Origin of the sequence: Azovibrio sp. (assembly GCF_049658005.1) — a bacterium.
Classification (GTDB): domain Bacteria; phylum Pseudomonadota; class Gammaproteobacteria; order Burkholderiales; family Rhodocyclaceae; genus Azovibrio.
Window position 1 is genome coordinate 1 of record NZ_JBASOH010000022.1, and the last position, 16,513, is coordinate 16,513.

Sequence of the window (16,513 nt, forward strand, 5' to 3'; positions counted from 1 at the left end):
CCTGTTTCCGGCAGTTGATCTCAGGTCAATCTGCGCAACGCCAGACTGGCAGCCAGTTTCAACGAATGAGCAGGAGTCCCCTGATGGGTGAAGCAAAAAGACGGGAAAAAGCGGTGCTGACGCAGGCTCTGCAGGCCATGGCGGTGGACACGCCAGGCGGACGAATCCACGTGCAGTGGGACCCACGACCAGGACTCCACGACCAGGACTCCACGACCAGGACTCCACGACCAAGACTCCACGACCAGGACTCCACGGCTAGCGCTGCGCCGAACGCACAACTGACCTTCTTTGCCGGGTTTTTGCCGAGTTTTTGCCGAGTTTTTGCCGAAATTCCTGGCCACCACCGGGCTCTACGAATCCTGGGTCGAGAGCTGCCCCCTTAAGCTCCACCTTGAGTTACCGCAGCCCGAATGCGCCCGGCAAACGCGATGTCCTGGGCACCTGGCTGTTATCGATCCTGGCCGGACACAAACGCTACGCCCACATCACGGGCCTGCGGGGTGATGCACTGAGCCCGCAGATACTGGGCATGGAAAAAATCATCAGCTGCGCCGGGCGCGCCTCCAGTCGCGCTATGCGCTCCTTCCGCCGAGCCCGGCGCAACCCCTTCAACCTGCGATCCCTTCAGCATGACTTAAGCTCCTTTTCCAGACACGATTTAACCCCAAATTCGTGTCCAGAAAAACCGGGGCCGGCGCAGTTGAAGGAACAGGCTATCCACGGCCGCGTGTTCAAGAATGTCGAGGCGGTCCGCGCCGCGGTCACTGAGTTCAAGGATCGTTACAATCGCCACTGGCGTCTCGAAAAACCGGGCTTCATGTCACCCCTCGAAGCCCGTCAGGCTCATGCCGTTGGAAAGGTGGCCTGAGTTGCAAAACCGTGTCCAGACAATCCGAGCCGGCACAGATGCGCGTGCTGCCATCGGCTTCGACGATCAGCGCACAGGCGGTAATCTGCGCCTGATGAATGTCGAGACCAATGACGCGCTTATGCAGCGCTACCCGTTCCATGCTTCCTCCTGTCAAATTACACTCAACGGCGGAAGATGGCGGGTGCCAAGACTGAATTTGCCTGAAGGCGACAAGTCGACAACGGCCTGTTTAGCGTGCGCTCTCTAAGGAAGCAATCCGGGGTACGAGTCAGTCCGGCGAGTCACGTTAGGTGCGGGGGCAAGCCGCCAAAAAATATCACGACTTCTACCCGCCACCTTCCACCACGAAGTCTCTTTCATCATCAGGGGTGGCGCAATTCACCATCACCGTTAGGTTGACATGAAAAAACCCCGCCCAAAGGTTCAGGGCGGGGAACAGGGAGGTCTCGAACGGGGGTTCGAGGCGGGTACTGCGGGATCAGCAGGCGGACATCAGATGGCCACGAGACTGCGACTGGGAATAGGCCGAGGCCGAGGCCGATGCCGGGGCCGGGAACTTGGCCTGGAACTTGGCCGGGGCCGGGGCCGGGGCCGGGGCGCCTGGGCCAAACAGGTATCGGCAGGCGGCCTGCAGGAAATTCTGGCGGATGGCTTCACTCATTTCGGGTTTTCCTTCGGGGTTACTGTTGTCATGCATGGGATCATGATAACGACCGGAGCATGCGGTTTCCATGATGCTTGCGTGTGGCTGCCGTAACCGGGAGGCCGGGTTTGTTGACGCTTTGTGACGGGCCGGGCCGGGGTTCAATCTGCGGCCGGATGCTGGGGCCAGGCCAGGGTGAAACGGGCGCCGCCCAGGGGGGAGTCGGTGACGCTGGCGGTGCCGCCGTGTAGTTCCATGACCCGCCGGGTGATGGCCAGGCCGAGGCCGTAGCCGCCGGTGGCGCGGTCGCGCGAGCGGTCGAGGCGGGTGAAGGCCGAGAAAATGCGTTCCCGCTCTGCGGTGGGGATGCCGATACCGTCGTCGTCAACATGCACGACAATCAGATCGCCTTCGCAATGACTGCTGACGCGAATCTGCTGTTTTCCATATTTGAGGGCGTTGCGCAGCAGATTGCTGATGGCCTGAGGCATGTGCTTCTTGTCCAGGGAGACGCTGAGGTTGTCCGGCAACTGGCTCAGATCCAGTTGCAGGTCCATGTCGCGGCCCAGGATGCGCAGGCTGTCCACCTGGTCTTCCAGCCATTCGGCAAAATCGACCCGGGTCAGGTTCAGTAACGGTGTTTCCCGTTCGAAACGGGCGTAGGTCAGGCTGGAGTCGATCAGCTTGTCCAGTTCTTCCAGATCATTTTCCATCATGGTGTTGAGGCGCTGCCTTTCCTCGGGCGAATTGGCTTCACTCATCATTTCACTGGCAAAGCGCAGGCGGGCAATCGGGGTGCGTAGTTCGTGCGAGATGGCGCTGGAGAGCTCTTTCTGGGTGGCGATCAAACGCTGGATCTGTTCGGCCATGCCATCCAGGGTGTCCGTGAGCGGTGCGAAAAGCTTGCTCTGGGCACCCGGAGAGCGCGCCGCCAGGTCGCCTTCGCCCAGGGCCCGGGCCGTCTGGCGCAGCGCTTCCAGGTCGCGCCAGATGGGCCGCACCCAGAACCAGAGGGCGACGGCAAAGAGCAGCCCGATCACCGACCAGGTCAGCAGGCGGGTGCGTATTTCCAGGGGAATCCCCGAGGCCTGCAGTTCCGGGTTGTGGCTGGGCGAGAGGGGGCCGACCACCAGCACCTGGCCGGATTTGCGCAGCGCGTAGTACATCACTTCCCCATCGCGGTGAATGGCGATATTTCCGGCATCGATCTGTTCGAGCAGGGGAGGGGGGAGGTTCAGGTTACTGCGCTCTTCGATGGCCAGGCGGTAGGCAAATTTTTCGTCCAGGAGGCGGATGCGCTTGTCCCAGCTGTACTTGGGGTGGCGGAACAGGTCTTCCTCGATCATGAGGATGGTGCCGCGCATGAAGCGACGTGCGTAATCGTCGGTAATGCCTTTCAGGGCGGTGGAAATCAGGGCGTCGGCAAAGAAGGCGATGGCCACGAAGGTGCCCATGACCAGCAAGTAAAAATTGAAAAAGATTTTGGAGAGGCTGTAGCGCCGCCCTCGCCAGCGCAGGCGGCGTTTGGGCAGTTCAGCCCCCTCTGCCGGCTGGGGCTCAGTTCCAGTCATGCTGGCTGAACAGGTAGCCCTTGCCGCGCACGGTCTTGATCCTGGCCGGATTTTCCGGGTCGTCGCCAATCTTTCTGCGCAGCCGGGAAATGCGGGCGTCGATGGAACGGTCGAGGCCATCAAAACCAATGCCGCGCAACTCCTGCAACAGATCATCCCGCGACAAGATGGTGCCGGCGTGCGTCGCCAGCAGCCAGAGCAGGTCGAATTCGGCCGTGGTCAGGTCGAGGGACTGGCCGTCGAGCTCGGCGGTGCGGGTGGATTGGCTGATGTGAAACTTGCCAAACACCTGCTCCTTCTTTTCTGTCGGCGCGGCGGTATTGCCGGGCATGCGGCGCAGCAGCGCCTTGATGCGGGCCAGCAGCACGCGGGGCTGGACCGGTTTGGCAATATAGTCGTCGGCGCCTAGTTCGAGACCGAGAATCTGGTCGAAGTCTTCGTCCCGGGCGGTCAGCATCAAGATGACGCCCTTGTAGGCGGGCCGTACCCCCCGGCAGACTTCAAAACCATCCTTGCCGGGCAGCATCACGTCCAGCACCACCAGGTCCGGTTGTTCGGAGAGAATGCGGGCGGCTGCGGTATCGCCCCGGCTTTCGATGTCGACCTGGAAATCGTTGCGGTGCAGGTATTCAGCGGTCAGGTCGGCGAGGCGCTGGTCGTCTTCAACGAGAAGGATGCGGGCTATGCTCATGGGGCTGGTTTACCGGGCTCGATGGCGGGAGGATACCCCGGCATGGGGTCCTCCCGTCCAGAACTCAATTGTATTTTCTTGTGACAAAAGGGGGCGGGGCGGGTTGCTGCCTGTATCCTTACCCTCTGTCCGGGTTCTGGAAATTGACTGATTTTTTTTGAGGTTGATCGCTTATGCAATGGCTTGATCGTCTGGGGCCGCGCCCCGGGTTGTTGATTTTGGGCGTGGGGGCCTGGGGTCTGGTGGGGGCGGGCCTGGTGATCCAGGAGATAGATCGACTGAACCCTTGTTCCTTGTGCATTTTTCAGCGTCTCCTGTATCTGCTGTTGGGAGGGCTTGCCCTGCTGGGGGCTGCCTTGCCGCGGGGGCACAAGGCCTGGAGCCTGGGAATTGCCGGGATTGCCTTGGCCGGGTTTTTGACTGCGCTCTATCAGACCCTGATGCAGGCTTTCCCCAGCATCATCGATGAATGCAGCTATACGGACCCGGGGCCGATCGAGCGCTTGGTGGACTGGCTGGGGATGCAGTATCCGCCCTTGTTCATGGCGACCGGTTTTTGTGGCAGCAAGGAGTGGGAATTCCTCGGGTTGTCCATGGCCAACTGGTCCCTGGCCTGTTTCGCCGCCTTTGGCGTGCTGGCCTTGTGGCTGGCGGGGGGGCTGACGGGGGGCGGGGGCAGAAAATCTGCATGATCCGCCCGCACCATAATGAAAAACCCGCATGAGGCGGGTTTTTTTTCAGGCTTTTCAGGGTTTTTCAAAGCTTGCTGGAAAGCCCGTTTGCAGCTCGCTGGATCACTTGAGCTTGATTTCCTTGTACAGGACATGCTTGCGAACTTTGGGGTCGTACTTCATGAACTCCAGTTTTTCAGGCGTAGTACGCTTGTTCTTGGAGGTGGTGTAGAAGTGTCCGGTCCCCGCAGTGGATTCCAGCTTTATTTTTTCGCGTCCGCCTTTGGCCATTTCTGTATTCCTTTAGTCAGATTTCGCCACGACCGCGCAGGTCGGCCAGAACGACATCGATGCCCTTCTTGTCGATGAGGCGCAGGCCGGCGTTGGAAACGCGCAGACGAACGAAACGGTTTTCACTTTCAACCCAGAAACGACGGTACTGCAGATTCGGCAGGAAGCGACGCTTCGTTTTATTGTTGGCGTGGGAGACATTGTTCCCCACCATCGGGGCTTTGCCCGTAACTTGGCAGACTCGCGCCATGACAGATGCTCCAGAAAATCCAGTTCAGGAAAGACGGAGATTATATCTTGTGAAAACATGAAAGATCAAGCCTGTTCTTTGGCTTTGTTCCAGAATCAGGGTTTGAGCGTGCCCTGGATGCGGGACTCGATGGCTTGCTGCAGTTGATGGCGGGCATCTCCCTTGAAATTCATGAATTCGATACCGCTACGGAAGCGATCGATGTCACAGGCCAGGAGGGTGTAGCACATGCGGGCGCGAATTTCGAGCACCTTCCGCTTGCCCAGGGGGCTTTCGGCAGGTAGCGATATCAGGAGGGTCAGGGGGTGGTTGCTATAAACGTTGTAGTCGGTGAGCAGGGAGCAACCACTCAGCGACAATTCGTGGGTCGTGCCGTGGTAAGTGGTATTTTTTGCCTTGTCTTTGAAATGGTCGAAGACCAGGGCCACCGGCCAGTGGAAGTGAAAGCGTTTGTGGACGCGGTTTTCTGGCATGGCAGTAGAAGGCGGAGGAGGGCGTGGGCGAATTCTACTACTTTGGTGAGAATGGCTTTCTTTCTTTAAGACAGCCATCCCCGTTCGGCCATGGAAAGCGGTGGGCTATTGCCCGCTACGATGAAGTGATCCAGCAGACGCACATCGACCAGCGCCAGAGCGGCCTTCAACTGGCTGGTGAGCTGCGTGTCGGCCTGCGAGGGGTCGCGGTTCCCCGAGGGGTGATTGTGGGCGAAGATGACGGCGGCGGCATTGTGGGCCAGGGCGGATTTGACGATTTCCCGGGGGTAAACGCTGGTCTGGGAGAGGGTGCCGCGAAACAGGTCTTCGCTGGCAATCAGGCGGTTCTGGCTGTCGAGCCAGAGGGCGACGAACAGTTCGTAGGGCAGGTGGGTCAGGTGCAGGCGCAGCCAGTCACGCACGGCACCGGGGGCATTCATGAGGTCGCGTTCCTTGATTTCTTCGCTCAGGGCACGACGTGCCAGTTCGAAGCTGGCCTTGAGCTGGGCGGCTTTGGCCAGCCCGATGCCGGGCGTTGCCGACAGGCTTTTCAGGCTGGCCTGGGCCAGCCTGGCCAAGCTGTTGCCGTGGTGCTGCAAGAGTTCCCGGGCCAGGTCAACCGCGCTTTTGCCACGGATGCCGACGCGCAGGTAAATGGCCAGCAACTCGGCATCGGAGAGTGCTTGAGGGCCTTGTTGCAGCAGGCGTTCCCGGGGGCGCTCACCCTCGGGCCAGTCGGAGATGGACATGTGTTTTCCAGTAGAATGGCCGGCAGACTTTCTGGATTCTAAGACAATGGAATTGCAAGGCAAGCGAATCTTGTTGGGGATCACCGGCGGAGTGGCCGCCTACAAGGCAGCGTCGTTGCTGCGGCTCATGACCGGAGCGGGGGCCCAGGTGCAGGTGGTGATGACCGGGCCGGCGACCCGCTTCGTGACGCCCGTGACGTTCCAGGCCCTTTCCGGCCGGCCGGTGTATGTGGATCAGTGGGACCCGCGCATGCCCAATAACATGGCCCATATCGACCTGAGCCGGGAGGCCGATGCGATTCTGGTGGCGCCGGCTTCCGCCAATTTTCTGGCCCGGGTGGCCCAGGGCCTGGCGGACGATCTGCTCACCACCTTGGTGCTGGCCCGGGATTGCCCGCTCCTGGTGGCGCCCGCCATGAACCGGCAGATGTGGGAGAATCCGGCGACCCGCCGCAATGTGGCCAGCCTGCGTCAGGACGGCATCGAGATATTCGGGCCAGCCGCCGGGGTGCAGGCCTGCGGCGAGGCGGGGGAGGGCCGGATGCTGGAACCCGGGGAACTGCTGGAATCCCTGCTGGCCTTTTTCACGCCCAAGCTCCTGGCGGGGCGGCGGGTGCTGATGACGGCCGGGCCAACTTTCGAGGCCATCGATCCGGTGCGGGGCATCACCAATCTTTCCTCCGGCCGCATGGGCTATGCCATTGCCCAGGCCGCCGCCCGGGCGGGGAGCCAGGTGACACTGGTGTCCGGCCCGGTCTCCTTGCCGGTGCCTCAGGGGGTGGAACGGATACCGGTGCTGAGCGCCCTGGAAATGCACGCGGCGGTCATGGAACGGGCTGCCCGGGCCGATGTGTTCATTGGGGTGGCGGCGGTGGCCGATTACCGGGTGGCGGCGGTGGCCCACCAGAAGCTCAAGAAGGAACTGGGCGGTCTGCCGGAAATCCGGCTGCTAGCCAATCCCGATATCCTGGCCGACGTGGCGGCCCTGCCCGGGGCTCCGTTCTGCGTCGGCTTTGCCGCCGAGAGCGAAAATCTCGAGGAGTACGCCCAGCGCAAGCGGCAACGCAAGAATGTCCCCCTCATCGTGGGTAACCTGATCCAGGAGGGTTTCGGGGGTGAGGACAACCGGGTGATCCTGTTCGATGATCAGGGTTCCCACCCGCTCCCACCGGCCAGCAAGGCCGAGCTGGCGCGCCAGCTGATAGAGTATCTGGCTCGATTACTGGAAAAACGCGAATGCACCGGATCGACGTGAAAATCCTGGATGGGCGGATCAAGGAACATCCGCCCTGTTATGCTTCCCGTGGTGCGGCGGGCATGGATCTGCGCGCCTGTGTGGATGTGCCGCTGCGGCTTGATCCGGGCAACACCCTGCTGGTGCCCACCGGAATTGCCCTTCATCTGGCGGATCCGGGGCTTGCGGCGCTGATTCTGCCCCGTTCGGGTCTGGGGCACAAACATGGCATCGTGCTGGGCAATCTGGTGGGCCTGATCGACTCTGATTACCAGGGGGAAATCATGGTGTCGGCCTGGAATCGGGGAAAAGAGAGTTTCGTGATCAATCCCATGGAGCGGCTGGCCCAGCTGGTGGTGGTGCCGGTACTCCAGGTGGCCATGAATATCGTGGATGAATTCCCTCCCAGCCAGCGCGGCGAGGGAGGTTTTGGCAGCACCGGCCAGCACTGATGCTGGCCTTGCCCCGGGCTATCGTCAGGCCAGCATGTCGGCCCAGATGTTCTGGGCCCAGCCCAGGGCGGCCTTGCCTTCCAGCTCGTTGCGGGCGGCCGAGACGCCGCCTGCGCCCTTGACCGGCTGCATGGTCTTGGTGGCCGTATCGTACTGGTGCACCGAGGCGACGTGGATGCCGTTCTTGCCATCGACGAAGCTGTAGCAGGTGTTCATCAGCACCGGGTCCGGGTTGGGCTCCTCGCCGGCGAGCAGGTTGAGGATGGCGGCCGCGGCGAGCTTGCCGTGCTGATTGGCCATGTGGCCGGACTTGGGCATGGTGGGGGCGGGGAAGATGGCATCGCCCAGCACATGCACCCCAGGCGTGCCGATGGCTTCCATGGACAGCCAGTCCACATCCACCCAGCGTTTGTTGATCAGCTTCAGTCCCGTGGCGGCGGCGATCTGGCCGGCGCGCTGCGGCGGAATCACGTTGAGCACATCGGCCTTGACCCGGTCGAATTCGAGGATGGCCGTCCTGCCGGCCACATCCACGTCCCTTAGCTCGTTGTTGGGGCGGTATTCGAGGATGTCCGGGTAGAGGTCGGCCCAGGCCTTCATGAACAAGGCCTTCTTCGATTGCACGTCCTCGTTGGCGTCGAGGATCAGCACCTTCGACCGGGGCTTGGCCGTCTTGAAATAATTGGCGACGAGACAGGCCCGCTCGTAGGGGCCGGGAGGGCAGCGGTAGGGCGCCCGGGGAATGGTGATGGCATAGACGCCGCCATCCTTCATGTCTTCGAGCTGTTTGCGCAGGGCGACGGTCTGGGGGCCGGCCTTCCAGGCATGCAGGATGCGGCGCTGGGCTTCGGCGGATTGGAGGCCAGGCAGCTGCTCCCAGAGGAAATCGATGCCGGGGGAGAGCACCAGCCGGTCATAGGAGAGTTCCCCGCCCTTTTCCAGCTTCACCTTGCGGCTCACGGCGTCGATGCCGGTGACCTCGTCCTCAATGACCCGCACTCCCCATTTGTTCTTGAGGTTGTCGTAGCTCACGGTAATGTCGGCCAGGGTCTTGAGGCCGCCGATGACCAGGTTGGAGATCGGGCAGGAGATGAATTCGGCATCCCGTTCGACCAGGGTGACCTCGACATTGCCCTGGCTCCACATGCGCAGGTACTTGGCGACAGTGGCCCCGCCATAGCCGCCGCCCACGACGAGCACATGGCCCGAGGCCTTGCTGCTCCCGGAGGCGCAGCCATAGAGGGCGGCCATGGCCGCGGCGCCGGCGCTGGCTTTGAGAAAATCGCGACGATTGATGATCATGGTCTCCCCCTCTTATTTCTGGGCCGCGAAGTAGGCGGCGATCCGGTCCATCTGCTCGTCGGTATAACCCTTGGAGATCTGCTGCATGACGGTGGCGGGCTTGGTGCCGGACTTGAAATCCTTGAGTTTTTGCAGCAGTTTTTCTTTTTCCATGCCGGCCAGGGCGTCCATGCCGGCGCCCGGCACGGCCTTGCCGTTGGTGCCGTGGCAACTGGCGCAGGTGGCGGCGAGGTTGCGGCCCAGGTCGGGATCGGCCGCCGAGGCCGAAACGGCAGCCCCTGTCAGGCAGATTGCGGCAAGGAGGGGGGGCAACTTCATATCGGTTCTCCGGTTCTTGGAAGTGCACGCCTGGCGGTTCGGGCGGCGTATCGGCGCGATGCGGCGGAAATGCCGGGTTTTATGGGCACAGGCCGAACATTGCGCAGGCCGAAGAGTAAAACGCGAAATGCCGATGGGCAAATCTTTTTCAGGCTGCGCACGCTCTGCTTGCCCCTCCGCACATCGTAACCGGACTGGGCCGGGACGGGCCTAAAAACGCGCTGAAGATCAAAGCAGGCGGCCGGAGTCCGGATTGCTGGCGCAGATGCAACAGCGCGCGCCAATTGGATTTTGCCGGGCGCTCCGGCACAATGAACCCGCCCTCAACAAGGAGACAAGGCATGATCAAGCAACGTCGTGATGTACTCAAGAGCGGTAGCGGCCTGGGTGTGCTGGGTCTGCTGGTGGCTGCCGGCGTGATCAAACCCGGGTTGGCCCTGGCGGCCTGGAACGAAAGCGCCTTCAAAGCCGGGAGTCTGGAAAAGACCCTGGCCGCGCTGGGGGCTGGCAGGCCCGCCACCTCTGCCGCTATCAGCATCGAGGCTCCGGAGATCGCCGAAAACGGTGCCGAGGTGCGCATTGGCGTTTCTTCCACCCTGCCCAAGGTGGAATCCATCTCGATCCTGATCGAAAAGAACCCGGATGCCCTGGCGGCCGCCTTCAAACTGCCCGAAGGCACAGAGGCCAATGTTCAGATCCGCTGCAAGATGAGCCAGACCTCCAATGTCTACGCCCTGATCAAGTCTGACGGCAAGTTTCTGGTGGCCATGAAGGAAGTCAAGGTCACCCTCGGTGGCTGCGGCGGCTAAGCTCAATCTATCAAGGAGAGAACGACATGGCAAATCCCATGAAAATCCGCGCTGCCGCCAAGGATGGCGTGACCGAAGTCAAGGTGCTGATGAGCCACGAAATGGAAACCGGCCAGCGCAAGGATGCTTCCGGCGCGCGGGTGCCGGCCCATTTCATCACGGAACTGAGCGCTACCTGGAATGGCAAGGTTGTGCTGGAGGCCCAGTTTGGCACGGCGGTTTCCAGGAACCCCTTCCTGGCCTTCAAGTTCAAGGGCGGGGCCAGGGGCGACAAGGTCGTCGTGACCTGGAAGGACAACAAGGGCGACACTCGCACCGACGAAGCCGCAATTTCCTGATCCATCAGGACGCCTGGCCGTGATCAGGCGGGTGGGTTCCGGTGCGGCGGTTCAGCCATTGGGCGGTGGCATGGCCGGGGGTGCCCGGGGTGGCACCATAAAAGTCGTCCAGGAATGCCGGACGACTGCGCATGTCGATGATTTTCCGGTGCATGGCAGTTCCCGTTCAGGCGGCCTTGACGAGGGGCTTTTCCACCCGGGCGGGGGCGTCGAAGGGACCGCCGCTGACGACCTCGCCGGCCGCTGCCAGATGGGCTTTGCCGGGCAGGAGGGGGAACACCAGTTCGGCAAAGCGGTAGGCTTCTTCGAGGTGGGGGTAGCCGGAGAGGACGAAACTCTCGATGCCCAGCTCGGCGTATTCCTTGAGCCGGGCGGCGACGGTTTCCGGATCGCCGACCAGCGCCGTGCCGGCCCCGCCGCGTGCCAGGCCGACGCCGGCCCAGAGGTTGGGGCTGACTTCGAGCTGGTCGCGCTTGCCGCCGTGCAGGGCGGCCATGCGCTGCTGGCCGACCGAGTCATAGCCGGCATAGGTTTTCATGGTGCGGGCAATGGCCTCGTCATCGACATGACGGATCAGTTCCTCGGCGGCAGCCCAGGCTTGTTCGTTGGTTTCCCGCACGATCACATGCACCCGCAGGCCGAACTTGACGGTGCGTCCATGCTTGGCCGCTTTGGCACGCACATCGGCAATTTTTTCGGCCACGGCAGCAGGCGGTTCGCCCCAGCTCAGGTAGGCATCGACATGCTTGCCGGCCAGTTCGTGGGCGGCGGGGGAGGAGCCACCAAAATAAATCGGGGGATACGGCTTTTGCACCGGGGGGAACTTCTGCTGGGCGCCCGCGACCTGGTGATATTTGCCCGAGAAATCCACTTTTTCACCGGCGCACAGCCGCCGCCAGATCGAGAGGAATTCGTCGGCTTCCGCATAGCGTTCGTCGTGATCGAGAAAGACGCCGTCGGCGGCGAGTTCGGTGGCATTGCCACCGGGCACGACGTTGACCATCAGCCGTCCGCCGGAGGCCCGGTCCAGGCTGGCGGCCATGCGGGCACTGACGGCGGGCAGGATGCCGTTGGTGCGTAGCGCCACCAGAAAGCGCAGGCGGCGGGTGACGGGAACCAGGGTGGAGGCGGTGATCCAGGGATCTTCGCAGCCGCTGCCGACGGGGATCAGCACCCCATCAAAGCCCAGGTTTTCGGCCGCAACGGCGATTTGTTGCAGGTATTGATGGCTAACCGGGCGGGCGCTCTTGCTGGTGCCCAGGTGGCGGGTGTCGCCGCCGGAGGGGAGAAACCAGAGGATGTCGAAACTCATGTCATTGCTCCAGAAAATCGTTGTTCGAGTCCGGGCTGGCGGGATTGCTGCCCGTGGCCATCGAATTATCTGGAGACGGGGGTAGCGGGGGAAATCATCAATCGGGATGAGCTTATCGTCAGGAGCGGCAGATCGTCATGCGCTCCGGCCTGATTAGCTCATACGGAAAAAATCGTTCGGCCGGGAAGGCCGGCTTCTGATAATCAAACCCGTCATCACGCACCGCCTCCGAATCTCTCGCGGTTGCTCCCCGATTTCACTTTCAGAAGGACATCGACATGAGTCGTTACAAGACATCATCATACAAAGCATACAAGACAGCCAGGCGCCGCAGCCTCGGCCTCCTCGCCGGGCTGGGAATTTTCGCTCTGACGGGGTTTTCTCAGGCCGCAGAACCGGAGCAGCTCCGCATCGGTTACCAGAAATACGGCACCCTGGTGCTGCTCAAGGCCCAGGGGAATCTCGACAAGCGTCTGGCGGCCCAGGGCATCCAGGTGAAATGGACCGAATTTCCTTCCGGTCCGGCCCTGCTGGAGGCGCTCAACGTGGGGGCGCTGGATTTTGGCCAGGCGGGGGAAGCGCCGCCGATCTTTGCCCAGGCCGCCGGCGCCAATCTGGTTTATGTGGGTAACGAACCGCCGGAACCGGAAGGCGAGGCGATCGTCGTTCCCCAGCATTCCCCGATCAAGAGCGTGGCGGAACTGAAGGGCAAAAAGATTGCGCTCAACAAGGGCTCCAATGTCCATTACCTGCTGGTCAAGCTCTTGGAAAAAGCGGGTCTGCAATACCAGGATATCGACGCGGTCTTCCTGCCCCCGGCCGATGCCCGCGCCGCTTTCGAGCGGGGCAGTGTCGATGCCTGGGCGATCTGGGACCCCTTCCTCGCCGCCGCCCAGACCCAGACCGGCGCCCGGATACTGGCCGATGGCAAGGGCGTGGTGAGCAATCATGCCTTCTATCTGGCGGCGCGCCCCTATGCGGAAAAGCGGGGGAATGTAGTGAGCCTCGTCCTCGAGGAACTGGCCAGGACCGATCAGTGGGCGGCCCGCAACCGGAAGGCGGCGGCCAAAGAGATCGCGCCCTTGCTGGGCCTTGGTCTTGCGGCGACCGAACTGGCGCTGAGCCGCAACAGCTTCGGCGTCAAACCGGTCAGCGCCGAGGTGCTGGAAGCGCAGCAGAAGATCGCCGATGTGTTCCACCGGCTCAAGCTGATTCCCAAGCCGATCGTGGTGAAGGCTGCCGCCTTGCCGCAAAAATGAGCCGGCACCCGCCATTTGCCTCGCTTTGCCTCACTTGCCGTTCGCGACCGGAGCTTCTTCATGACGCTGAAAACTTCCCTGCTACGCCAGCTTGCCCCCTGGAGCCTGCCGATCCTGCTCCTCGCCTTCTGGCAAGCGGCTTCCAGCTTTGGCTGGCTCTCCACCCGCATCCTGCCTTCGCCCTGGGCGGTCGTAGCGGCCTTCATCGCGCTCTCGGCCTCGGGTGAATTGTGGCAGCACGTTCAGGTCAGCACCCTGCGCGCCCTTTCCGGCTTCGTCATCGGTGGCGGGCTGGGGCTGCTGCTCGGCTTACTCACCGGCGCCCTGAAGACTGCCGAAACCCTGCTCGATTCGACCCTGCAGATGATCCGCAACATTCCGCCCCTGGCCCTGATCCCCCTGGTGATCCTGTGGTTTGGCATCGATGAAGAGGCGAAGTTGTTCCTGGTCTCCCTGGGGGTTTTCTTTCCCATCTACATCAATACCTTCCATGGCATCCGCGCCATCGACAAGGGCTTGATTGAAATGGGCAAGAGCTATGGCCTGTCTGCCGGCGGCCTGTACCGGGAGATCATCCTGCCCGGAGCCTTGCCCTCGATTCTGGTCGGCGTGCGCTTTTCCCTGGGCTTCATGTGGGTGATCCTGATCGTGGCGGAAACCATTTCCGCTCAGTCCGGCATCGGTTACATGACCATGAATGCCCGCGAGTTCCTGCAGACCGATGTGGTGCTGCTGGGCATCCTGCTCTATGCCCTGCTGGGCAAACTCGCCGATGTACTGGCCAAGGGGCTCGAACGGGTCAGCCTGCGCTGGCACCCGAGCTATCAAAACAGCCATTAGGACATGAACATGAACAACGACGCACTCGAACAACAAGCTTTGCGCCAGGCTTCTGCTGGCCATGGCCTGGCCCTTCACCTCGAAGCCCTGCACAAGGCCTATGGCAGCCGCCCGGTGCTGGAACGACTGGATCTGCAGATCGAACCGGGAGAATTCGTGGCGATCGTGGGGCGTAGCGGCTGTGGCAAAAGCACCTTGCTGCGCCTCATCGCCGGCTTGGAACCCCCCTCGGCGGGGAGCGTCCGCGTCGGCGGGCGGAGCGGCCCTGGGGCGCATCCCGGCCTGCGCTTCATGTTCCAGGACCCCCGCCTCTTACCCTGGCGGCGGGTGCTGGCCAACGTTGCCCTGGGCCTTTCTCCGGCGGAACGTCCCCGGGCGCAGGAGGTCCTCGCCCAGGTGGGTCTGGCGGAGCGGGCCGGGGAATGGCCTGCCGCGCTTTCCGGCGGGCAGCGGCAACGGGTGGCCCTGGCCCGGGCCCTGGTGCATGAACCGGCGGCGCTGCTCCTGGATGAACCCTTGGGAGCGCTGGATGCCCTGACCCGGATCGAGATGCAGCAATTGATCGAAGACCTGTGGCGGCGCCGGGGGTTTACCGCCGTGCTGGTGACCCACGATGTTGCCGAAGCGGTCGCCCTGGCGGACCGGGTGATCTTGATCGAAGCCGGGCGCATCACCCTGGATGAACGCGTCAATCTGCCCCGTCCCCGGCACCGGGGCAGCCCCGCCTTTGCCGCCCTGGAAGAACACATCCTGAACCGGGTACTGCAACGTCCGGGGAGTGCGCCCCAGGAAGAAGATCAGCATCCGGCCGCGGCGCTGGACCTCGATGCCTTGCGCTGGGCGGTGTGATGGGGGACTTGTCCTTCAAACTGCTGGAGTCCCTATTGATGCTCGTTTGAAGGCGCTCGTTTGAAGGCGCTCGTTTGATTTCATCGCCGGGTTGGAGCTTCGCCCATTTTTTGGGTTGATGTGAAAGGGGCAAGGTCACATGGCCCTGCCCCCTTTCTTTGCTGCTTTCTTGCGCGGTCCAGGTTTTTGCGCGGTGAGACTTACCTTGCGTACATGTGCTCCCGGGTCAGGGGATAGTCGATATGCCCGTTCTTGAGGGGCTTGGCCGCCAGCAGTTGGTAGAGGGACACCCAGCCCCGCTCGAAGGCGTGGGCCGCGCCCGCCATGTAAATCTGCCAGATGCGGAAATGATGCTCTCCCACGATGCGGCGGGCTTCCTCCTGTTGGCGTTCCAGCCGCTCCACCCAGTGCCACAGGGTCCGGGCGTAGTGGGGGCGCAGGCACTCGCTGTCCAGGCATTCCAGTTTCTGCTGGGCCATGCTTGCGATCACCTTCGAGACATGGGTCAGTTCCCCGTCCGGGAACACGTAGCGGTCGATGAACTCGCTGATGTCGCTCCCCAGGCCCTCGGTGTCCAGGGCGGTGGAGGTGATGCCGTGGTTCATCACCAGGCCGCCCGGGCGCAGCAGGCGCTCGATCTTGGCGAAATAGAGGGGCAGGTTCTTGCGTCCCACATGCTCGAACATGCCGACGCTGGCGATCTTGTCGAAGGAGGCGTCCTCCGGCAGGTCCCGGTAGTCCATCAGGCGCACTTCGCAGCGGTCCTCCAGGCCCCGCTTACGAATCTGCTCCAGGGCATAGTCGTGCTGGTTCTGGCTCAGGGTGATGCCGGTGGCGTGGACGTTGTAGTTCTCCGCCGCCCACAGGATCAGCCCGCCCCAGCCGCAGCCGATGTCCAGGAAGCGCTCGCCGGGTTGCAGCAGGAGCTTGCGGCAGATGTGGTCCAGTTTCTGTTCCTGGGCCAGTTCCAGGCTGTCGTCGGGCGTGCGGAAATAGGCGCAGGAATAGACCCGGCGCGGGTCCAGCCACAAGGCGTAAAAGTCGTTGGAAACGTCGTAGTGGTAGTTGATGGCGTGGCGGTCGGACTTGCGGCTGTGGCGCCACCATTTGAGGTCGATGCCGCCCTTTCTCTTGATGGAGTCGGCGGCGTCGCACAGGGCCTCCCCCAGCTTGATGATGTCCCGGGAGTTGCCCTCCAGGTCGATTTCCTGTTGCACATATTGAGTGGCGAGTTTTCCCATGGAGGGGTTGATCAGGGAGAGCAGTGCCTTCGGACTGCGCACCCGCAGCTTGACCGTGTGGGGTTCCGACGGATGCATCACCTTGCCGTTCCACAATTCCACCGCCAGCGGGATGCGGCGGCTGTGCAGATGATGTTTCACTTTCTTGATGACGTGGCTGTTGAGCATGGTTTTCTCTCCGGGCAACGATATGTCTTCAGTATAGTGGGCTTGAAGAAAGAGAAGTGGCCCCGAAATTTTGAACAGCGCGATCAGTGGAAACTCTTGGCATAAAGCCTGGCCAAAGAAGGCTGGGCAAGCAGGCGTTTTCAATGGTCAAGAAATCAGCGCGTCGCACCCGTCGCAC

Annotated in this window: 21 protein-coding genes; 9 read left to right on the forward strand and 12 right to left on the reverse strand. The window is 62.3% G+C overall.

Features of this window, described 5'->3' with window-relative positions:
- Window positions 1-394: 394 nt before the first annotated feature.
- Entirely contained in the window at window positions 395-871 is a 477-nt protein-coding gene (locus tag WBH99_RS02495) for a hypothetical protein (RefSeq protein ID WP_424218532.1), read from the forward strand.
- Window positions 872-1,352: 481 nt separating this feature from the next.
- Here WBH99_RS02495 and WBH99_RS02500 read toward each other — a convergent pair whose 3' ends face one another.
- The 3 genes from WBH99_RS02500 to WBH99_RS02510 all read right to left on the reverse strand — a co-directional run bounded on the left by WBH99_RS02500 (window position 1,353) and on the right by WBH99_RS02510 (window position 3,779).
- Window positions 1,353-1,535, reverse strand: a complete 183-nt coding sequence (locus WBH99_RS02500; RefSeq protein WP_424218533.1) for a hypothetical protein — start codon at window positions 1,533-1,535, stop codon at window positions 1,353-1,355.
- A 143-nt stretch (window positions 1,536-1,678) separates the two neighbouring features.
- Entirely contained in the window at window positions 1,679-3,088 is a 1,410-nt protein-coding gene (locus WBH99_RS02505) for an ATP-binding protein (RefSeq protein WP_424218534.1), read from the reverse strand.
- On the reverse strand, window positions 3,075-3,779 hold the full coding sequence (locus tag WBH99_RS02510; protein WP_424218535.1) for a winged helix-turn-helix domain-containing protein: 705 nt from the start codon (window positions 3,777-3,779) through the stop codon (window positions 3,075-3,077). Before WBH99_RS02510 ends, WBH99_RS02505 begins: the two co-directional genes overlap by 14 nt.
- Window positions 3,780-3,952: 173 nt before the next feature.
- Between WBH99_RS02510 and WBH99_RS02515 the strand changes: the two genes are divergently transcribed.
- Window positions 3,953-4,471, forward strand: coding sequence for a disulfide bond formation protein B (locus WBH99_RS02515; RefSeq protein WP_424218536.1), 519 nt, complete (start codon window positions 3,953-3,955; stop codon window positions 4,469-4,471).
- Between the two features lie 102 nt (window positions 4,472-4,573).
- On the opposite strand, the gene rpmG is transcribed toward WBH99_RS02515, so the two are convergent.
- The 4 genes from rpmG to radC form a co-directional block, all read right to left on the reverse strand.
- Entirely contained in the window at window positions 4,574-4,741 is a 168-nt protein-coding gene (rpmG, locus tag WBH99_RS02520) for a 50S ribosomal protein L33 (RefSeq protein ID WP_424218537.1), read from the reverse strand.
- 16 nt (window positions 4,742-4,757) lie between these two features.
- On the reverse strand, window positions 4,758-4,991 hold the full coding sequence (rpmB, locus tag WBH99_RS02525; RefSeq protein ID WP_424218538.1) for a 50S ribosomal protein L28: 234 nt from the start codon (window positions 4,989-4,991) through the stop codon (window positions 4,758-4,760).
- Between the two features lie 95 nt (window positions 4,992-5,086).
- The gene (locus WBH99_RS02530; RefSeq protein ID WP_424218539.1) at window positions 5,087-5,464 is read right to left on the reverse strand and encodes a PilZ domain-containing protein; all 378 of its coding nucleotides are present in this window, start codon (window positions 5,462-5,464) and stop codon (window positions 5,087-5,089) included.
- Window positions 5,465-5,529: 65 nt separating this feature from the next.
- Window positions 5,530-6,213: a RadC family protein gene (radC, locus tag WBH99_RS02535; protein WP_424218540.1), complete on the reverse strand. Its 684-nt coding sequence runs from the start codon at window positions 6,211-6,213 to the stop codon at window positions 5,530-5,532.
- A 46-nt stretch (window positions 6,214-6,259) separates the two neighbouring features.
- Here radC and coaBC point away from each other — a divergent pair, with 46 nt between their 5' ends.
- Together coaBC and dut are read left to right on the forward strand one after the other, a co-directional pair.
- Window positions 6,260-7,468 carry a bifunctional phosphopantothenoylcysteine decarboxylase/phosphopantothenate--cysteine ligase CoaBC gene (gene coaBC / locus WBH99_RS02540; protein WP_424218541.1) on the forward strand — a complete coding sequence of 403 codons (1,209 nt, stop codon included), beginning with the start codon at window positions 6,260-6,262 and terminating at the stop codon, window positions 7,466-7,468.
- Window positions 7,450-7,899 (forward strand): dUTP diphosphatase, encoded by a 450-nt coding sequence (gene dut / locus WBH99_RS02545; RefSeq protein ID WP_424218542.1) that lies wholly within the window; start codon window positions 7,450-7,452, stop codon window positions 7,897-7,899. Before coaBC ends, dut begins: the two co-directional genes overlap by 19 nt.
- A gap of 24 nt (window positions 7,900-7,923) precedes the next feature.
- On the opposite strand, the gene WBH99_RS02550 is transcribed toward dut, so the two are convergent.
- The gene (locus WBH99_RS02550; RefSeq protein ID WP_424218543.1) at window positions 7,924-9,201 is read right to left on the reverse strand and encodes an FCSD flavin-binding domain-containing protein; all 1,278 of its coding nucleotides are present in this window, start codon (window positions 9,199-9,201) and stop codon (window positions 7,924-7,926) included.
- Between the two features lie 12 nt (window positions 9,202-9,213).
- Window positions 9,214-9,519 carry a c-type cytochrome gene (locus WBH99_RS02555; RefSeq protein ID WP_424218544.1) on the reverse strand — a complete coding sequence of 102 codons (306 nt, stop codon included), beginning with the start codon at window positions 9,517-9,519 and terminating at the stop codon, window positions 9,214-9,216.
- Between the two features lie 341 nt (window positions 9,520-9,860).
- Here WBH99_RS02555 and soxY point away from each other — a divergent pair, with 341 nt between their 5' ends.
- Together soxY and soxZ are read left to right on the forward strand one after the other, a co-directional pair.
- Entirely contained in the window at window positions 9,861-10,328 is a 468-nt protein-coding gene (soxY, locus tag WBH99_RS02560; RefSeq protein WP_424218545.1) for a thiosulfate oxidation carrier protein SoxY, read from the forward strand.
- Window positions 10,329-10,354: 26 nt separating this feature from the next.
- On the forward strand, window positions 10,355-10,666 hold the full coding sequence (gene soxZ, locus WBH99_RS02565; protein ID WP_424218546.1) for a thiosulfate oxidation carrier complex protein SoxZ: 312 nt from the start codon (window positions 10,355-10,357) through the stop codon (window positions 10,664-10,666).
- A gap of 4 nt (window positions 10,667-10,670) precedes the next feature.
- On the opposite strand, the gene WBH99_RS02570 is transcribed toward soxZ, so the two are convergent.
- A complete protein-coding gene (locus WBH99_RS02570; protein WP_424218547.1) occupies window positions 10,671-10,820 on the reverse strand; it encodes a hypothetical protein in 150 nt (49 codons plus the stop codon).
- A 12-nt stretch (window positions 10,821-10,832) separates the two neighbouring features.
- The gene (gene ssuD, locus WBH99_RS02575) at window positions 10,833-11,978 is read right to left on the reverse strand and encodes an FMNH2-dependent alkanesulfonate monooxygenase (RefSeq protein WP_424218548.1); all 1,146 of its coding nucleotides are present in this window, start codon (window positions 11,976-11,978) and stop codon (window positions 10,833-10,835) included.
- 278 nt (window positions 11,979-12,256) lie between these two features.
- Between ssuD and WBH99_RS02580 the strand changes: the two genes are divergently transcribed.
- From WBH99_RS02580 to WBH99_RS02590, 3 genes are read left to right on the forward strand one after another with little or no spacing between them, the layout of a single operon-like run.
- Window positions 12,257-13,237 (forward strand): sulfonate ABC transporter substrate-binding protein, encoded by a 981-nt coding sequence (locus tag WBH99_RS02580; RefSeq protein WP_424218549.1) that lies wholly within the window; start codon window positions 12,257-12,259, stop codon window positions 13,235-13,237.
- Between the two features lie 60 nt (window positions 13,238-13,297).
- The gene (ssuC, locus tag WBH99_RS02585) at window positions 13,298-14,077 is read left to right on the forward strand and encodes an aliphatic sulfonate ABC transporter permease SsuC (RefSeq protein WP_424218550.1); all 780 of its coding nucleotides are present in this window, start codon (window positions 13,298-13,300) and stop codon (window positions 14,075-14,077) included.
- A 9-nt stretch (window positions 14,078-14,086) separates the two neighbouring features.
- Window positions 14,087-14,926, forward strand: coding sequence for an ATP-binding cassette domain-containing protein (locus tag WBH99_RS02590; protein WP_424218551.1), 840 nt, complete (start codon window positions 14,087-14,089; stop codon window positions 14,924-14,926).
- A 200-nt stretch (window positions 14,927-15,126) separates the two neighbouring features.
- Here the strand turns inward: WBH99_RS02590 and WBH99_RS02595 are convergent, their stop codons facing one another.
- On the reverse strand, window positions 15,127-16,335 hold the full coding sequence (locus WBH99_RS02595) for a class I SAM-dependent methyltransferase (RefSeq protein WP_424218552.1): 1,209 nt from the start codon (window positions 16,333-16,335) through the stop codon (window positions 15,127-15,129).
- Between the last annotated feature and the right edge of the window lie 178 nt (window positions 16,336-16,513).